The sequence below is a fragment of the Paraglaciecola marina genome, from assembly GCF_004360155.1.
GTDB lineage: Bacteria > Pseudomonadota > Gammaproteobacteria > Enterobacterales > Alteromonadaceae > Paraglaciecola > Paraglaciecola marina.
Map to the genome: position 1 here is coordinate 114,766 of NZ_SAIS01000012.1, position 17,448 is coordinate 132,213.

The 17,448-nt window shown below is 40.5% G+C and carries 13 protein-coding genes; 2 read left to right on the plus strand and 11 right to left on the minus strand.

What is annotated here, in order from left to right:
- Positions 1-34: 34 nt before the first annotated feature.
- From EOK74_RS16540 to EOK74_RS16585, 10 genes are all read right to left on the minus strand, one after another.
- Positions 35-1,705 (minus strand): hypothetical protein, encoded by a 1,671-nt coding sequence (locus EOK74_RS16540; protein WP_133471216.1) that lies wholly within the window; start codon positions 1,703-1,705, stop codon positions 35-37.
- Positions 1,695-2,789: an adenosine deaminase gene (add, locus tag EOK74_RS16545; protein WP_133471218.1), complete on the minus strand. Its 1,095-nt coding sequence runs from the start codon at positions 2,787-2,789 to the stop codon at positions 1,695-1,697. The genes EOK74_RS16540 and add overlap by 11 nt, the downstream gene beginning before the upstream one ends.
- 118 nt (positions 2,790-2,907) lie before the next feature.
- The gene (locus tag EOK74_RS16550) at positions 2,908-3,198 is read right to left on the minus strand and encodes a hypothetical protein (protein ID WP_133471220.1); all 291 of its coding nucleotides are present in this window, start codon (positions 3,196-3,198) and stop codon (positions 2,908-2,910) included.
- A gap of 436 nt (positions 3,199-3,634) precedes the next feature.
- Positions 3,635-3,712 carry a hypothetical protein gene (locus tag EOK74_RS21295; RefSeq protein ID WP_420818935.1) on the minus strand — a complete coding sequence of 26 codons (78 nt, stop codon included), beginning with the start codon at positions 3,710-3,712 and terminating at the stop codon, positions 3,635-3,637.
- Positions 3,713-3,753: 41 nt separating this feature from the next.
- Positions 3,754-4,917 (minus strand): AraC family transcriptional regulator, encoded by a 1,164-nt coding sequence (locus EOK74_RS16560; RefSeq protein ID WP_133471221.1) that lies wholly within the window; start codon positions 4,915-4,917, stop codon positions 3,754-3,756.
- Between the two features lie 363 nt (positions 4,918-5,280).
- Positions 5,281-7,833, minus strand: a complete 2,553-nt coding sequence (locus EOK74_RS16565; RefSeq protein WP_133471222.1) for a glycoside hydrolase family 3 protein — start codon at positions 7,831-7,833, stop codon at positions 5,281-5,283.
- A 428-nt stretch (positions 7,834-8,261) separates the two neighbouring features.
- A complete protein-coding gene (locus tag EOK74_RS16570; protein WP_133471223.1) occupies positions 8,262-9,455 on the minus strand; it encodes a pyridoxal phosphate-dependent aminotransferase in 1,194 nt (397 codons plus the stop codon).
- A 68-nt stretch (positions 9,456-9,523) separates the two neighbouring features.
- Positions 9,524-10,957: an aldehyde dehydrogenase family protein gene (locus EOK74_RS16575; RefSeq protein WP_133471224.1), complete on the minus strand. Its 1,434-nt coding sequence runs from the start codon at positions 10,955-10,957 to the stop codon at positions 9,524-9,526.
- Positions 10,958-10,991: 34 nt separating this feature from the next.
- Entirely contained in the window at positions 10,992-12,221 is a 1,230-nt protein-coding gene (locus EOK74_RS16580; protein ID WP_133471225.1) for a Zn-dependent hydrolase, read from the minus strand.
- 10 nt (positions 12,222-12,231) lie between these two features.
- On the minus strand, positions 12,232-13,140 hold the full coding sequence (locus EOK74_RS16585; RefSeq protein WP_133471226.1) for a dimethylarginine dimethylaminohydrolase family protein: 909 nt from the start codon (positions 13,138-13,140) through the stop codon (positions 12,232-12,234).
- A gap of 134 nt (positions 13,141-13,274) precedes the next feature.
- Here EOK74_RS16585 and EOK74_RS16590 point away from each other — a divergent pair, with 134 nt between their 5' ends.
- Positions 13,275-14,204, plus strand: coding sequence for a LysR substrate-binding domain-containing protein (locus EOK74_RS16590; RefSeq protein ID WP_133471227.1), 930 nt, complete (start codon positions 13,275-13,277; stop codon positions 14,202-14,204).
- Here EOK74_RS16590 and EOK74_RS16595 read toward each other — a convergent pair.
- Positions 14,201-15,187 carry a helix-turn-helix domain-containing protein gene (locus EOK74_RS16595; RefSeq protein WP_166638794.1) on the minus strand — a complete coding sequence of 329 codons (987 nt, stop codon included), beginning with the start codon at positions 15,185-15,187 and terminating at the stop codon, positions 14,201-14,203. The two genes, EOK74_RS16590 and EOK74_RS16595, sit on opposite strands and share 4 nt — an antisense overlap.
- 139 nt (positions 15,188-15,326) lie before the next feature.
- Between EOK74_RS16595 and EOK74_RS16600 the strand changes: the two genes are divergently transcribed.
- Entirely contained in the window at positions 15,327-17,447 is a 2,121-nt protein-coding gene (locus EOK74_RS16600; RefSeq protein ID WP_133471229.1) for a TonB-dependent receptor domain-containing protein, read from the plus strand.
- Position 17,448: the final 1 nt, after the last annotated feature.

Genomic DNA, 17,448 nt, shown 5'->3' on the forward strand with positions numbered 1-17,448 from the left:
CTGCAATTGGGTACCCAGTCATTCTTCACTAACATTAGCTTTTAGGCGCTGCATTTTCTTGAAACGAAAGCCCAAACAAAAATAGCGCACTGATGAAATACGCCCCTGAAATTTCATAGGGCAATGACAGTAAACGTGGCGCTAAATCTACGGGTAAATCCCAAGGAAGATACATAGAGCCAGTTGCGGTAACCGAATGTATGATACCAAATAAGGAGAACACGCTGGCAACAGCTAAAAAGTAGGATGCTTGTTTTAAGCGTTTATCCATCATTAACGCCACAGTTGCTCCCCAAAATATTGCCGTAAGAATATATCCTTGAGATAACACCCGCATAGCGTAATAACCATTGTACCAGTGGTTTGACAACAGAGTATTAAGCCCAAAGTGCAGCTCAGATGCTAATCCCCCTTCTATTGCGCCATCAATTTTTGCTTGGGCAGACATCAAACCAAAATGCACAGTGTTCAGTAACTCATCCATTTTTACATAGACTAGGTTAATTACGGCTGGGATCATTGCCACTATGATGGCTGGAGTATGATTCGATTCTTTGGTTTTTGAACTAGAAAACGCCAAGGAGATAATGTCGATACACACTATGACCAAAAGCGGCAGAAACACAGCTTCTGGAATGTAGCTGAGCATAAAGTTTAGCAAGCCACTAAAACAAATCACTAACATAGCAATTATGGTAAACACGCAATATAAATGCCCTGCCCCCATGCGTTTGTAGGTTTCGATCCCCAGATAAGGTGTGGTTTGCCCTACCCCACCAAACAGCCCAATAGTAAAGGTGGCAGCTGCATCAGCGATAATCACGTTTCGTGTGGAATAGTTAAGGTTAGATAACCGAGCAGCGGCAACTATGTTAGTTGCAATAACAGAAACCAAGATAGCTAGTGGTGCAATTATCGCTAGATAGCCTAGAGTATACCCGAATAAATGTTCTAGCCCTCCCATCTGCAAATAAGGAAGGTGCAGCCCTAACATGTCTGCACTGTTAGCCAAACCTGTGTGTTGTGGTATAAATCCAAAGTTTTCAAACACATAGTAGAGGGGCAAGCAAATCAGCAAGGCCACCAAAGCACCCGGGGCTCCTACAGGTAATCTAACATGGGCCATTAAACTAACAATACAAATAATTAACGCCAACAAACCAATTAAAGGCATTTGAAACGCCGACAACACTGGGTTTGCCCCTAACCACACAAAAGCGACACCAGCAATTGAGCCCAGCATGCCAGCCATAGGAATAAAACGGCGAATAGCATCGTTACAAAAAGCTAGGGCAAACTTGATTATGCCTAACCATAATGACGTCCCCATTCCCACATACCAACTGTAAAGTAAGGCTTTTTCAGGGTCCTCAAACTCTGCGTTAAAAAATTGTAATGAGGGCCCAACAATTAGTAAAATAATCGCCACTACACTTGTGATATCAATACCTAAAGGTATTGCGGTTTTTTGCTCACCTGTTTGCCTGCTTAAGCTAATGGCCATTCTGCTATACACAAGGTTACCTAAGAGGACCCCTAAGGCTAACGCAGGAGTAACTTTTTCAATAATAAAAGTAACCGGAAATCCCACAAACGACAGCAACCCCAGCATCACAAACAAGGTAACTACAATGTCAAAGAAAAACGTAAAAAAAGCATTGAGTTCAGGCCGTAAACCTAGGTTTGAAAATAGCTTACTGGTCATGATTTACTACTCCGCCACTATTAGACTTCACCAAGGTTGATTGAACATTTGTTGTGTATTTAGAAAATAAATCATCGATTTCTTTGGCCCACTCTTTATGCCAATAAGCCTTTTTATCTTCACTTATCCAAGCAGCGTCAATACCGTTTAGAATAAAACCTTTGATATCTGATAAAGAAAACCCCATTTGTTCAACCAGCAGCACATATTCATTGGCTAAATCAGTGCCCATCATGGGAGGATCATCCGAGTTAATCATTACCTTTAAGCCACCTTCTACCATACGTTTAATGGCATGTTGTGGGTCTGCTAGATCATGCCAATGAGTAGTAATTGTGGTAGTTGATGGGCATACGGTGAACACTATTTCGCCCTTGGAAAACTCTGCCTGCATTTCGGGGGAATCTACAATATGATAGCCATGATCGATACGCTCACAGCCTAAAATATCTACCGACTTTTGTACATTTTCGGCGGGGCCAGCTTCACCCGCGTGAGCGGTTAAACGCAAACCCTGCTCTTTGGCTAACAGAAAGGTTTTTAAGTGTATTTCTGGAGGGAATGGACTTTCATAATAGTCTAAGCCAATACCGATAACTTGGTCACGCTGGGTGTTAAGAATAGTATGCAAAAATGCCAGGTTTTCATCTGCAGGCTTTTCTCGATTAACTCCGGGGATAAGTTGGCACTCAATTCCCAAGTCTTGAGAAGCTCGATTTTTACCGGCCACAATCCCCTTTAGACATGTAGCATAAGAGACACCATATTTAAAATGCGCCTGTGGACTGAAAAATAACTCAACATAACGAGCCCCATGTTTGTGGCAATTAGCTAAACACTCGTAGGTTACTCGCTCAAAGTCGTGATGATCGACAATAGACTCGCAAACCAAATTATAAACATTTAGAAAAGCTCCTAAATCTTTATCGAACTCATATAAATCTTCAGGCTTGTCATATTCTGGTAGCACTACCTTATTTTTCGCAGCTAGCTCAATTAAGGTGTGTGGCATCACCGAACCTTCTAAATGCAGATGTAATTCAGCTTTAGGCAGGGCTGCCATTAATTCTCGTAATGTATTCAATGCACTTCTCTTTATTAGTTTTATTATGAAAAAGTCATTTAAAAGATAAGTTTAGTTTTTAAGCATCTCCACCTTATACTAAGTCTAATTTATACAGCAAGCTTTTAACTGGCTTCTGTTATGGGCTTTCATAAAATGCTGATACCACTAAATCATTATTGTTAAAATTAATATTACATTTAACTAGGTGTAAATTAAGCCAACTACTATGAACAATTCGTTTACCTAGCTGCAACTTTTCTATTGTGTAAGTTGATAAATGTGTGGTGTCTAATTGCTTGGTAACACTAAGGTAAGAGACTCCTTGCGTAAAATTTCCACAAAGAAAATAGACTTCCTTTCTAGCCTCGTTAGAGTAGAAACCTAAAATAGTTAAGCCCACAATACATAGCAGAGCAGTAAACTTCATAGTTTATTTACCTCTTTAAATTAGGGGTAACAAAGAATAGCCAGTGTATAAAATAATGCATCCAAGTAAAGTGCTAACTATGAATTGGATTTTATTCAAGCTTGTTTTTGTTTTCCAGATTAAAAGCCAAAGCATAACTGAATACATCGCCAACTCACCTGCACCTTTAAGTAGTAAAAGCTGACTTGATGAGCCTGCCAACCAGAATTGCTGAGGCAAACTTTTAAGGTAAAAATCCCAAAAAAACTGATACAAAACTGCGACTGGAATAACGACTATAAATATTAAATTCCAGAAATTAAATTTGCGCATTTTAGCGTTAAGAACCTTTGTTTTATTTTACAGATTACCACTGTCTATTTAGCTAACCGTAATTGATTAAAGGCATAAAAAATCTTGAACTGAGCTATGCTCAATAAGTCATCTTAAAAGGCCTCTACTGCGCAGAAGACTGTCCATATAATCGTTTAAACTCTCGACTAAACTGAGAAGGGCTTACGTAGCCTACGACCATTACGACTTATATCGACTGTCATACCATCAGTAATCTTTATATTACCCATTGTTTAATGTATTACGCTTTTTATACTCAGATGGCGTCATACCTTCTTTTTTCTTAAAAAAAGTATAAAACACGGATTTACTGTTAAACCCTACTTCATAAAAAATCTCTGTTATCGATTTTTGAGGTGCATTAACGAGTAACTGCTTTGCCTCATCGATACGATATTTATTGATAAATTCATAGAAATTAACCTGAAAGTGACGATTTAACGTGACAGATAAATCCTTAGTAGATACATCTAGTGTTTTTGCTAATTCATCTATGGTGATATCAGGTAAAAGATAAGGCTTCTCAGACTCCATAATGGTTTCAATGCGCTGAGTGTAGCTGGGTTGTTGCGCATTTTTGTCATCCCCGACTTGTTCAGGAGTTTGCGCAAGTATTGGCATAATAGAATGGGACTTAGTGACACTATAAAATAACAGTGAAACTACAAGTAAAAAGGTAGCGTAATAAGAAAACAGCCCCAAACCAATAAGGGTAGAAACATCAATCTCAACACTTAAATTCACCACTTTAAGGACACTTAAAATGACCTCTACAAACATAATAATTAAAAAACCAACAAGTAATAACTTAAGCCAGTTCAAATCAATGGTAGAGATATCGGCACGGGCTTCTTTATGGCGCGAGTGATAACGGGCAATAAGTACAAAACAGCTCACTATATAGAACATACGTAACAGTTTTATAGCAGTGTCAGAGGCGATGAAATGCCAGGTGTGATAAAGCTCCCAATTTTCGATGGATATTTGTTTCGCAAGGTCACTGAGGCTGTAGTAAACCACAATTAGATAAATGGCATATGCCACAAAGGGAATAAGGTGAAGCAAATCTTTTTTGGTAATTTTAAAGTCGCTGTATACTGAGGATCTAATATAAAAATACAACAAAGCCGCATCTAAACAGTAAGCGAGGCTCCCTACAAAAAACAAGTTGGGTTCAAAGTCCAACACTTCAAACCTAAATCTTACTCCAAAAAATGTTAACTCATGAAATGCAATTAAGGCTTGGCTTCCTAAAAACCCCGATAGTAAGTAAGCACTAACATCAGGCATTCTATGGCTAGAGATAAGCATTAGCGCAAACAAAATAGAAAGTACAAATGTCATCACTAGAATGATGTCATTCAAATTAAAAACGACGCTACTCATAAACTTAAATTAGATATCCGCTTTAATAATTTAGCCGTAGTTAAGTAGTTTGCTTTCAAATTTTATAATACACAGGCTATTGGGTTAATTTGAAAAATTCGGCCAAAATCCACTAGGTGACAAATGCTAGCCTATTCTCAAAGGGGATCCTATGAATTTATGTGAAAGAGTGACCAGAGGTTAACTTAAATACCCAGAGGCCAAAAAATTGGACGAGCTTTCATGCTTGCTCCATGAAAAATTAAAAAGGTTGGTCATTCATACCAACCTTTGCATTATCATTTTTGTAGGCTTTAACTCACTCGAGCTGCTCTTTGGATATCATTCACCACAGAGCAACTTTTTAGTTAAGTTGGTTTAGCCTTATTGGCAACTAATGGTCGCTTCTTTTGCAGTTTGAGGAACCAGGTTTATATCCGACACAGATATTTGTAATGCCCCTTCAGACTCTAAAGAAAACGGTGACACTATTTTTTCGAATTTTATGCCTTTATCAGCAAAACACTTCAAGTCGAAGCTTAAACTAGACCACTCATCTAATGGCAGAGCGTTAACTGACTCTGTTATGTCTAACTGAGTGCGACAGCTACCTTTCTCTTCAGAAAACGCTTCGCAATTCATAGCAATATACACTTTATCAGTTGGTTTGCTATCCAGTTTAACTAACATAGACAAGCTACTTTGAAGTAATAAATCCTTAGTGATATCTTCTCTGAAACTACTCTTGCTTCTAATTCTCACGCCCGCTAATTCATTACCATCTAACTTGATTGAAAATGAATCTTCTTGAACTTTTCTATCCACAGTACGGTATGAAAAACCTTCCATATGGTGAGAGTTAGCACTAACTAGCATTTCTTTATCTCCAGTAAATAGATGCATTAACCAAGGCTGGTGCATAGCGCCTGTGTATAGGTGTCTTACTTGTGCTTTGTCTACATCTAAGGCTACGAATTCAGATAAGTTATCATCTAAAACATTCTCATCTTGATAAGTCAGACCAAAGCCATAAGGTAATAATGGCGCATAGTCAGTATCACCAAAGTTAACATTTGATTGCTCTGCAGACTTAGGCCAAGAAAACGATAACTTACCTTTGAAGTCATGTTGCACCGAACCATCAGTATTAGCTAACACCACTTCTGCTACTCCGTTTCCTTCAGAGCCCGGTAACCAAGCTGCCACAAGGGAGTCAGACGCGTTCAACTCAGCATTGATCCACATAGGTCTTCCAGAAATAAAGATGGAAACAACCGGTATACCTTGAGCTTTAAGTTTTTTAATTAAAGCTAAGTCTCGCTTGTCACCCTGTTGATAGCTTAAATTTTCTCTATCGCCGTGACCTTCTGCATAGGGCTCTTCACCAAAAACCACAATAGCAACGTCAGGTTTGTTTTCGAATTCACCATCAACGTTTAGATTAATAGTGCCACCAGCTGCGGTAACTTGCTGCTGTAATCCATCATAAATTGAAGTGCCACCAGGAAAGTCTGCATTAGTGTTATTAGTACCTTGCCACGTAATAGACCAGCCACCAGATTGCTTGCCTATGTTATCTGCAGCATCACCTGCCACTAAAATCGACAGTTTAGGGTCTAACGGAAGTAAATTATTTTTATTTTTCAACAGTACTAACGACTCTCTTACTGCTTGGCGAGCCACGTCTCTATGACTCTGTTGACCAATCAATTCAGTCTTGCCAGAAAATTTACGGTCCGCAGGGCTAGGTTTGTCAAATAAACCTGCACGCACCTTCACTCTTAAGATACGGGTCACCGCATCATTGATCCGTGACATAGGAATAGTGCCATCTTTTACTTGGGCGATGGTATTTTCATATAATGGTTTCCAAGCATCGGTTGGCACCATAAAAATATCTAAACCGGCGTTGATAGATTGTGGGCAGCTATCGTTAGTGCACCCTTTAACTTGGCCATGGCCATTCCAATCACCAACAACAAATCCATCAAATCCCATTTTGTCTTTTAGCACATCAGTTAACAGGTACTTATTGCCATGAACTTTATCACCATGCCAACTATTAAATGACGCCATAACAGATTGCGCGCCAGCTGTTAGGCCGCCCACATACCCTTGCGCATGTATATCAAATAGTTCTTGTTCATCGCTTATGTTATCGCCTTGGTCATCCCCTTTGACTGTACCTCCATCACCGATAAAGTGTTTTACAGTACTGATCACTCGGCTATCTGAAAGAAAATCTTTATCTGCATGACCTTGCAGACCTTTTACAATTGACGCAGCGTAATTTCTGACGATCTCTGGATCTTCAGAATACCCTTCATAGGTACGACCCCACCTGTCATCACGAACCACAGCCACCGTTGGCGCAAATACCCAATCAATACCCGTCACCATCACTTCAGTGGCTGTTACACTGGCTATTTTTTCAATTAGGTCTGGGTTATTTGCTGCACCCAAACCAATATTATGGGGGAATAACGTTGCACCAATAACATTGTTGTGACCATGAACGGCATCTGTTCCCCACATAGTAGGAATGTTTGTTCCATCTACGCTATCGTCAACTGAAGCTAAGTACATATCATCCGCTAATTTGATCCAATCTTCAGCTGTCGAATGTTTGTTGTTATTAGGAAATGCCCCACCACCATTTAGATAAGAACCAAAACCATAGGTACGCATATCTTCTACCGTAATATCTCTGATTTCAGGTTGGATCATTTGCGCAACTTTTTGCTTCAGTGTCATCGAAGCCATAATCTCTTTTACCGTGGCTTCAACCTCTTGGTCTTGCTTTACTGCTATATCTAATTTAGGCCAAATTTCTGCGGCCTTAGTGTCTTCAATGGCACTTGCGTCATTGCCATTATTACAAGCAGTTAAAGCAAACATTGCGCCTGCTAAAATACTAATTTTAAGTGGTGTGTTCATAGTCTATCCCAAATTAATGTAGTCAAAATTGGTTACTGATTTGAATTAAATTATTGCCATACAAAATCAATGAAGTGGAAATTATTTTAAAAATCAAAGTTTAGCGTCCGAAAAACAAGCTGACATTCAAACCCTGCTATTTTTGAGTTCGAACAAGCGTTCGTCTAGCCGAACATCCTTTTATTTATAAGCAATACAGCCTAATTAGCTTGCAACAAAAAAAGTAAAAAAATAGTTAAAATACACGAGAAATAACTAGAAAGTATGAATAAAAAATTTAGAGGGTCTGTAAAGGTTGGCTCATCGACTAGCGCATAATCATATCAAACGAGAGATTTTTAAGGAGTAGAGTTCAGGTTCGATTACTCAAAACAGCAATCGAACACTTAAATCTATTTGTTTGAGGATCAAGCAAATATAGCTGTTGGTTACTTGTTTGATACCTTAGTAAACTGTGCCATAAATGCTTCAATTCGTGCGCAAGCATCATCCAATTGCTTATCGTCCACAACATAAGAAATTCGAATATAGTTGGCAGCACATTCTCCAAATGCGGTAGCGGGCAACACCCCAATTTTTTGTTGTTCGAATAACATTTCTGCAAATGCTTGACCGTCTAACCCGGTTTGACTCACATTAACTAATAAAAACATAGACGCTTTAGGTGGTACGCAGGTTAACAATGGCTGCAGATTGAAACAGCTTAACAAACGATCTCGACGGCGTTGATAGGTCACCCTCATTTGTTCAGCTTCGGCCAAAGCATTGGGATCGGTTAGCGCGGTATAGGCCGCTTCTTGAACAAACCCCGGTAAACCATAGAGCATACACAAAGATAAGTTACTTAGATGGTAAATTAACTCAGTAGGTCCTATGGCCCACCCAGCTCTCCATCCCGTCATGGCGTGAGATTTAGATAAACTATTTAACGTCACTGTGCGCTCGGCCATATTATCTAATCCAGCAATGCTAACGTGCTCTCCTTCAAAAATGGTATTACTGTACACTTCGTCTGACATAACCCATAAGTCATGTTTTATGGCTAAATCAGCAATAAATTGTAATTCACCTTTGGTAAGCATCACGCCACTAGGGTTACTGGGCGTGGCAAAATAAATCGCTTTTGTTTTATCTGTTATGGCTTGTAGCAGGGCGTTTTCATCGAGACAAAAATCATGGTCTACGTCCATAGAAACAGGCACCAACCTTGCTCCTGTTAACTGAATACAAGCTTCGTAGGTGACATAATTAGGTTGCAACACTAAGACTTCGTCGCCTGCCTCTAAAATGCACATAGACGTTGCAAACAAGGCATTTTGTGCCCCTGCCAGTAAAATTATATTATCTTTGGTAACTTGCTGACCGCAACTCGCTTGGTGGTCAGCTGCAATTTGATTACGCAGGTGATCTCTGCCTTCAATATCGACATAGTGGGTGTCCCCCCCTCGCAAGCTTTTTACTGCACTTTCGACAATAGGCGCTGGAGTATCAAAGTCTGGGTCCCCAATACTTAGAACAATGACACTTGGGTCCTGCTCTTTTAATGCTGTGGCTTTAAAATGAATATCCCAAGCGTCAACGGTTTCCCCTTGAATAGCTTGAGTAAGTGGCGCGTAACGCATAAAAATTCCTAACTACATATAAAAAATGGCGTGTAAAAACACGCCATCATTAACTTAACGACTTAAGCTTATTTTGCATCAGCATCAATCAACAATGCTTTGGTTTCTGTGTATTCTTTGAGCCCTTCAAGGCCCCACTCGCGACCGTTTCCAGATTGTTTATAACCACCAAATGGTGTGTCTGGCGTGAAGTAAGCCCCCTGTAAATAACATTGGCCAGCACGCAATTTTTTACCAATTCTCATTGCTTCTGTGCGATCAGCAGCATAAACCGCAGAGGCTAAACCAAAGGGAGTATCGTTGGCTTGTACAATTGCATCTTCAATATTGTTGTAAGGGATAATGCAGAGCACAGGCCCAAAAATTTCTTCTTGGGCAATAGCCATATCGTTGCTGACTTCTGAGAATATAGTCGGTGCTATATAGGCCCCTTTACTAAATTCAGCAGGGACGTCAGTACCACCGCACAATAATTTCGCGCCTTCTTCTATGCCTTTCTTGATATAAACCAAAACTCGGCTTTGTTGCAGGTGCGAACTCAACGGCCCCATGTTGGTTTCTGCCAGCATTGGATCACCTAGTTGCCATTCAGCGGCTACAGTTTTGGCAATCGCCTCTACTTCAGCCAGTTGTGCAGCTGGCACTAACATGCGGGTTAATGCACTACAGGTTTGCCCAGAGTTAAGCATTACATCTTCAACCCCGTAACGTACCGCGGCCTCTAAATCAGCACCTGGTGCAATAATGTAAGGGGATTTTCCGCCTAATTCCTGACACACTCTTTTAACCGTTGGAGCTGCAGCTTGGGCCACTTTTATACCTGCGCCAGTAGATCCCGTAAACGACACCATATCCACTTTAGGGTGACTACATAAACGCTCACCAATTTGACTACCCACACCGGTTAGTAAATTAAAGACACCTTTAGGTAGGCTGGTTTGGTCGATAATTTCTGCCAATATCAAATCTTGAATAGGCGTTTGTTCAGCAGGTTTAACCACCATAGTACAGCCAGCAGCTAGCGCTGGCCCTAGCTTACCCACTAATTGTGATAACGGGTAATTCCAAGGGTTAATCAACACGCAAACGCCAATAGCTTCACTGACTACAACATGATTTTCATGGGTGTCTTGTTTGTCTAATTCAGCAGCTAAAGGTGCAAAGCTGCGTAATGCATCAATAGAGCTTTGCACTTGGTAGTCGTCAGAAAAAGTAATAGGGCAACCCATAGTGGCAACAATAGACTCTATAATTTCATCTTTTCGAGCTTGCATACCGTCTGCTATTTCGTTAATTACGGCAGCACGGATTTCTGAAGATTGTTCTGACCAAGCTAAAAATGCTTGGCTTGCAGCATCTATGGCTAAATCTACATCTTGTTCGTTGGCAGCCGGTACACTTGCATAAATTTCCCCATTAGCTGGGTTAATAACGTCTAGCTTTTCGTTGCCTTGGCTATTGACCCACTGACCATCAATATAGAGTTGTTGAAAATTTTTCATTTTATACCTTAATTTATTATTGCTAACGACATCATTACTGAGTCGCGAGTTTTAGCACTGCACCTAACAAAACCTGACACCCAGCTGAGATATCTTCAGGTTTGGCATTTTCTGCTTCATTATGGCTTATCCCTTTTTCACAAGGGATGAAGATCATAGATGTGGGGGCAACTTTCGAAACATAAACCGAATCATGCCCTGCCCCTGAAAACATTTCTTCGAATGGAAGTTCCATAGCGGTAACTGATGACCGTACGGCATTAATACAAGCCTCATCAAAAGCTACCGCAGGAGAATTCCACTCGTCTTTTATTTCAAACTTCACATTACAATCTGCACACACCTTTTCAGAAGTTTCTCTAAATTTAGCATCCATTTTCTGCAATGTGTCTTGATTTGGGTGACGTAAATCAACCGTAATTGTCAAGGTTTCTGGTACGGTATTACGAGAGCCTGGGCTGACATTAATATCGCCAAACGTGGCTCTAGCTTGGGGCGCAAAGTCATCGGCCAGGGCATACAACTTAGCAACGATTTGAGACATAGCTTTCACTGGATCTTTACGCTGTTCCATAGGGGTTGGACCCGCATGAACTGGTTGGCCATGGATAATTAGATCATACCAACGCATGCCTTGTACGCCTTTCACCACGCCAATTTGTTTATTAATAGCTTCTAAAATGGGCCCTTGCTCAATGTGTAATTCAAAGGCCGCTTTTATAGGAAAAGGCGCACAGGGTGCATCGCCTAAATACCCAATACGCTCAAGCTCCTGTTTGATAGTCGCCCCTTGCTTATCACTTCGCTGCCATCCGTAATCTAACGAAAAATCACCACACCAGACTCCAGAGCCCACCATGGCCGGGGAAAATCTCGCCCCTTCTTCATTGGTCCAAACCGCGACTTCTATTGGATGCAATGTAGTAATATTGGCATCATGTAAAGTGCGTAACACCTCTAAACCACCTAATACACCATACACACCATCAAACTTTCCGCCTGTTGGCTGAGTATCTAAATGACTGCCCATTAATACCGGAGGTAAACTGTTGTCAGTGCCAGCTTTGCGTAAAAACATGTTGCCCATTTCATCGACTCTGCGCTCGCAGCCAATTGCTTCGCACCAATTTACAAATAGGTCCCGCCCTGCTTTATCTAAATCAGTTAAGGCTTGGCGATTACAGCCACCTTTATCTGTAGCACCAATTTCAGCCATGGTCATCAAGGTATCCCATAACCTTTCACCATTAATTTGCAATGCCATTTTGATGCTCCTATGCGTCTTTTCTGCTTAAAGGTTGGCACATACAATGTACGCCACCACCGCCTGAAGTAAACATTGACATGTCTGGCGCATATACCTCTAATCCATGGGCTTTTGCTTTACCGATTAGCTCTTGGCTGGCTTCTGGAATTAGCACTCTGTCTTTACCTAAAGCCACCACATTTACGCCAAGCTCTAATACCGAACGATAAGAAATATCGATAATTTCAATGCCTCTGGCTTTTAACCAATCCAGTAATTCGTCCTCTACCGCCTGAGTACACACAGCGGCTAGTTTTTCTGACAACATGGCAAATTTAACGTCTAGGTGCAAAAAATACGGGTCAAACTGATACGACTTAAATTCCCAGCCTTCTTTTTCTACCCAGCTGCACATTTGATTGAGACCTGCTTCACTGGTGCGTTCCCCCGTATAACCACACAAGATGACTCCGGGTTCAAGCACCATAAAATCCCCGCCCTCAAAAGAGCCTGCGGTAATTGCATCGTAAATAGGAATGTTGTTTTCTTGATAAAAGCGCATTACTTCAGCCCATTCACCCCGTCGCCATGGGCTATACATTTGGGTCACTACTGGCCCCCAAGGCGTTAACACCGAAGAGTCCCGGGCATAAATCTGATAGGGTAAATGTTCACTTGCTTCTAAAATGTGAGTTTTCACACCGCAGTGTTTGTAAACGTCTAACATTTCTTGATATTGCTGCTGGGCCACTTGTTTATTGTATTCACGACCTAGCCTAAGTGAACGCCGTGACATAGCATTACCTGTTTGCCAATCGTAATAATCCATTGGGCCAATTAGTACTTCTTGTAGTTCTGCGTATTCAGAGTCCATGCTCCAGTAATCTAAGCGTGAGGTTCCGCCCTGCTCACTACGTCGAAAAAAGTTAGATTTCATTTAAAACACCCTACCGAAAAACATGTACTTAGTTTATGGTTACATTTTAATTACTCAAGCAATGATTTTTTACCATATTGGTTAGAATATTAGACCAATAACCGAAGACCTATTTTTATAGAAAAAAGTACCCTATGAAGCCAAACCAAAGCCCTTACTTAGATTTGCGACAAATACCTTTAAATGCCCTGCTCGCCTTTGAAGCGGCTGGCCGTCATTGCCATATGCGCCGCGCGGCTCAAGAGATGTTTGTGTCTCATTCGGCCCTTAGTCGTCATATAAAATTGCTTGAAGCTCGGTTAGGTACACAGTTATTTGAACGCAAACATAATAAATTACGACTCACCGCACCGGGCAGTCGCCTACTGGCGTCTATTCAAAGTGCTTTTTCTGAATTAAACAAAGGCCTGCACTCCCTCGACCCCACTTTAGTTGCAGGTGAGGTAGTGATTGGCACCACAGCCACCATAATGCTCAATTGGTTATTACCTGTATTAGCAAAAGTACAACAACAATACCCTGAAATAACCTTCAATTTGCAAACCTTAGAACCTCAGCAACAGTCACTACCCTCTAATTTAGATATGGCTTTGTGTTTAGGTAAGCCAAAGGATCCCAACCGAGTAGTCAGTAAACTTTACGATGAGTATTACGTGCCTGTTTGCAACCCTAGCTTGTTAAAAGGCCTGCCGGTGCAGAATGTAGAACAACTATTGGGTTACCCGTTAATTCACGACAGTTTACAGCAATGGTTTACTTGGTTTGAGCATCATACCTTAGATGGCAATACAGCAAAGCAGCACACTTATTTTGAATATGCCTACCAAGCAATAGAAGCAGCACGTTTAGGAATGGGCATGGTTTTAGCAGATATTGTTGAAGTTGAAGAAGACATAAAACAAGGCAAGCTAATGCAGGCCATAGACTCACCTCACACTGAAGGTCAGTCTGTATATTTGGTCACTCACGAAGACTCACAAGTAAATTATCGTACCCAACTAGTAATAAACAGTGTTTTAGAAAACCTTACCCAAAAAGGCGCAAAACTAGGTTCCGCTAACTAAACTTTATAGGCTGCATATTGCTTCACTAATTCAGTAGGGGTTTGGTCAAAGTGTTTTTTAAATGCGCTCACAAAATTAGATGAGTGGTTATAGCCCACCATATATGCCACTTCTCCAATGGTTTTACCATCAAAAATCAAAGCATGGCGAGCAGCTTCTAGCTTTTTGGTACGTAAGTAATCAGACAAGGTAGAGCGATGATATTCTTTAAAATAACGCTGTAAGGTACTCAAGCTAGTACCTAACTTTTTGGCAATATCGGTGCCATTGTGTTTGCTAAAAATAAAGGCATCGACTTCTTTTTCAAATGCCCTAAATGGTGAGCGACTTGGAGTTTGTATACTCGAATGCTCATGGTAAGAATCATCTAATAAATACTTTACGCTATTACTAAACAATGTCAGTGCATATTGTTCGCAATAGAGGTCTGTTAACATATTCTGATTATTGCGATGTTCAAAAAATTGCTCGCATACATTGAGTACCTGTTGGTCACAGGACCATTCTTTAACAACTATATCATTTTCAAAAAAAGAGCCGTTAGTCCCTAAGCTTGTGAACGATCTCAGTCTTTGCTGCAACCACTCTTGAGACACTGATATATTTACTTTTTTGACCTTATTATTTTCGACTAACCTACGCATAAAAATCACGGTTTTATTGTTGGAGTAAGCGAAAACTCTAGGGCCATGCTCAGCAGAAATCGAGAAGGTATTTTGATTTAAACTGAACTCAATCACCCCCTCAAGAAGGATACAAACACAAATACTGGGCTCTATTTCAGAGCTGCATTGAGCGTTTTCTTGTTCGAGCATATTAGCCACATGTACATTAATACCACTAGGTAAGCTCTGATAATCTAAGTTACCTAACATGAGAGGATCTTGATCTTGAAAAGCTGGCGATAATAGAAATTGTTCACACCCTGTGTTGGATAATTTCCTTGATAACTCTATCTTAGATACCGCATTAAACTCGCCCACTTCCTTCTCCTTATGGCTGGTGACCATATTGCATAACACGCTGATTAAAAATCATAACAAAGGCTAGAACGTTAAATATACCACAATGGTATCTTAATGATAATTGTTCTCATTAAAATTATTATTGTAAGGTAAACCTATGAAACTCACTTCAACAAAAATGCGTTATTCTGCTATTGCTTTGTCAGTAGTGGTATCTTTAACGTCTTTACAAGCTTTATCACAAGAAGATAGCGACAGCGAAGCATCAGTAGAAAATGTTACGGTCTGGGGAACAGAGGTTAAAACTTCTTCTTTGTTTTTAAAACAACAAGCCATAGCCGATAAGCAAGCAGACCATATCAGTGACTTACTGCGCGTCATCCCAGGTATTGATGTAGGTGGAGCTCACTCATTAAACCAACGTATTACCATACGCAGTATGGACGATAAAGATCTGCAAATATCTATAGATGGTGCAAGACAAAACTCTTACATGTATCACCATTTAGGAAACCTACAAATTCATGCCGACATCTTACAATCAGTAGATATTAACGTAGGGACTAACAGTGTAATAAACGGCGGTATCGGCGGTGCAGTTCGCTTTGAAACCAAACAAGCTGCCGATTTGCTAGACAAAGACCAAGAGTTTGGTGCCCGTGTGCAATTGGGTGCTGGCGATAATTCAGGTACAACCTTATCTGCTACAGCCTATGGCATGTTATCGGATAATGCTGACTTTTTGGTGTATCACAATGCTGTAAATCGTGACAACTATGAAGTAGGTGGTGGCAAAATATTAAACTCAAGTGGCGAAGTGATTGAGGGTACAGATGGCATTGTGCGCGGTCTTGAAGGAGAATTAAGAGACACACTGATTAAGTTTGGCTACAACCTAAATGACAACCAGAGATTCGAAATAGGGTATGAGTCTTATAAAGATGAAGGTGATTATAGTTATCGCCCTGATATGGGCCTTGCTACAGACCTAGCCATCACCAACTCTTTAGGTATTCCATTATTGTGGCCAACCGAACTCACCCGTGACACCTTAACCCTTAATTACGATCTCACCATAGATAATACAGTGATAAAAGCAGCTGTGTATAAAAATACCAGCGAGCTAAAACGTGATGAATCTGGTTGGGCCGATAACGCCGCTTTTGCAGCTAGTGCAGGCTTTATAACAGGTGAAGCAACCAATACAGGTGCAACCCTGTTAGCCAATACACTAATCGATAGTTCAATTGGCCATGAGCTAACCTATGGTTTTGATTATGTAAAGCACGATACCGACTACAGAGGAGAGTTCACAGACAGCACAGCAACGTCTGGAGAAACCTCTAGCACGCTAGCATTGTTTGTAGAAGATAAAATTAATGTCAGTGAACAATTTAGTGTCATCCCTGGTGTGCGTTATGAAAGTTACGATATTGACTCAGCGGTAGTTGATGATGAGTTTAACGCCTTTAACTTAGCATTAGCGTTAGAGTATGCACCAAGCAACGACTTGTTATTTCGCTTAAGTGCAACCGAGATATTTAAAGGCCCTGAAATCAGCGAAGTATTTATTGGGGCAGGTCTTTACGACACAGCTAATGCTGATATTGAAGAAGAAACTGGGGTAAACCTTGAACTGTCTTTCGCTTATCAAACTGAGATTGATAAAAACCAAAGCATTGCCTTAGGTGCAACCTTATTTAAAACCGAAGTAAATGATTATATCTATGACTACGCAACAGCACCTGAAGAAATAGGAGGTTCATGGAAAGACAATGTAGGTGATATGAGCATAGATGGTTTTGAAGCTTATTTTGAATACAGCTATAAAGCTTTTACCACTTTATTTACAGTGTCTCGTGCAGAAAGTGAATTATCAGCCTTTGCTGATTACACTGATTTACAAAACGCTAGGCTAGACCGTCAGCAAGGTGACACTTTCACCCTAAACCTAAACTACACATTTGCAGATGCGAATATTGTTACCTCTTGGGAAATACAAAGTGTGCAAGATGTTGACTCTGGTGTTGATTTAGATGGCGCGACCCTAGATAACAGTAAAGATGGGTTTGTAGTACACAATATGTCAGCCCGCTGGACCCCAGATGCAGTTAAAGGACTAACCTTAGTATTTGGAATAGATAACGTTTTTGATGAGTTTTATGCATCACAATCATCTCGTACAGGTATATCTTTCCACCCACGATTCGGTGAGCTGTATTTGCAAGACTTTGAACCGGGCCGCAATATAAAAGCCACAGTTCAATATAAATTTTAAA